At 52.6% G+C, this 1567-nt stretch carries 1 protein-coding gene and 1 riboswitch; the gene reads left to right on the forward strand.

The features are described from left to right. Positions 1 to 344 precede the first annotated feature (344 nt). Positions 345 to 431, forward strand: a riboswitch (cyclic di-GMP riboswitch). A gap of 93 nt (positions 432 to 524) precedes the next feature. Next, on the forward strand, positions 525 to 1567 hold a 1043-nt coding region (locus AC6I6H_RS22415; protein WP_497956827.1), incomplete at its 3' end, for a collagen-binding domain-containing protein.

Genomic DNA, 1567 nt, shown 5'->3' on the forward strand with positions numbered 1-1567 from the left:
GTCTCCTTCTCATTTCAATGTCGCATAAGTGATATTGTACGACATAGTAGTTTTAGTATTACCCAGCATAGGATTCTCTGTATACAGAGAATATTCTGAAAATCCGGGGGGCAGCCTGCGGTTTTTTTGGCGTATCCGTAATCTGCTAAACGATCCAGTACTTTCGTATAGTCTTAAAACGTTTCATGGCCTACAATTCAGGTTAATTAAAAGCACAAGCTGCGGCTCCGTCTTACGACAGGCGCCATTTTTTACGGAGGGATGCAATAATTAATATCAAACAGTAATAAGAATGTCATTAGATTATGTTGCCGAACTCGCTGCCTGAATTACATAATTCCAAAACATGAAAAACGCAAACCATCCGAAAGGGTGGGACGCAAAGTCAGGAGTCTAACGCACCCATGTGCCATGATCGTCCGATTGCCATGAAATGTTTTTGTGGCGGTCTTTTTTGCGTTTGGGCGCGTGTGGGCTTATGCGATTGATAAGGTGGTCCAATAAAAAAGAAGGAGGTTGTGCATTTGAAAAAGGCCGCAAAACCGTCTTTCGCCCTTTTCCTGGCTATTGTTCTGGTACTTGGGACAGGAGGCTTTGCCCGGACCTTTGCCAATGGGGCGATGCTGGGGACGGCGCAGCAGTGGAACGTTTTTGTTTTCGGCGATATAGAGATGGCCGACTCCGAAATCGGAGGAATCGCGGCTGCCGGAGGAAACGTTCAACTGGATGAAGTAACGGTAGGCAAAAGTGTCTACGGCAATGCTTCGTACAATGGCCTTCCGCGTCTGGTGGCGGGAGGAGACTTGACCGCAACCGGAAGTGTATACGGTCAGGTGCTGTACGGGGGAGATTTGCTAGCCGCCCCTGATCTGTTTGGAGGCGAAGCCGAGTTCCGGAACCCCGGCCCGATTGATTTTGCCGCGGAAGGCGAGATGCTGCGGAATCTCTCCGCTTCTCTGTCTGCTCTTCCGGCAAACGGGACGACCGAGTTTTCCTCTGGAGTGCTTCGTTTGACGGGCAAAGACCGGTCCTCCAATGTATTTTCGGTTTCGGCGGAGCAATTGGCGGGCGCCGCTGTGCTTTCGATCGACGCCCCCTATCCTTCTACCGCGGTTGTGAACATTTCAGGCGCTGCAAACGCCATGAACAATTTGGAAATCTCGCTGACCAATGTGGTTGGAGAGAGGGTCTTGTTTAACTTTTATGAGTCATCCGGGGTAACCCTTCAGAATATTGACATCCGGGGGACCATCCTGGCTCCGAACGCTGCACTTTCTTACCGGGGCGGTATTTTGTACGGCAATCTGATTGGCGCTTCCTTGAATGGATACGGAAACGTTTATTCCAAACTGTTCTGCGGCTGTAACAATGTGCCGACGCCAACACCGACGCCGACGCCGACGCCAACACCGACGCCGACGCCAACACCGACGCCGACGCCAACACCGACGCCAACACCGACGCCAACACCAACACCGACGCCGACGCCGACGCCGACGCCAACACCGACACCGACACCGACGCCGACGCCAACACCGACGCCGACGCCAACACCGACGCCGACGCC

It is taken from the genome of Gorillibacterium sp. sgz306347, assembly GCF_059735245.1.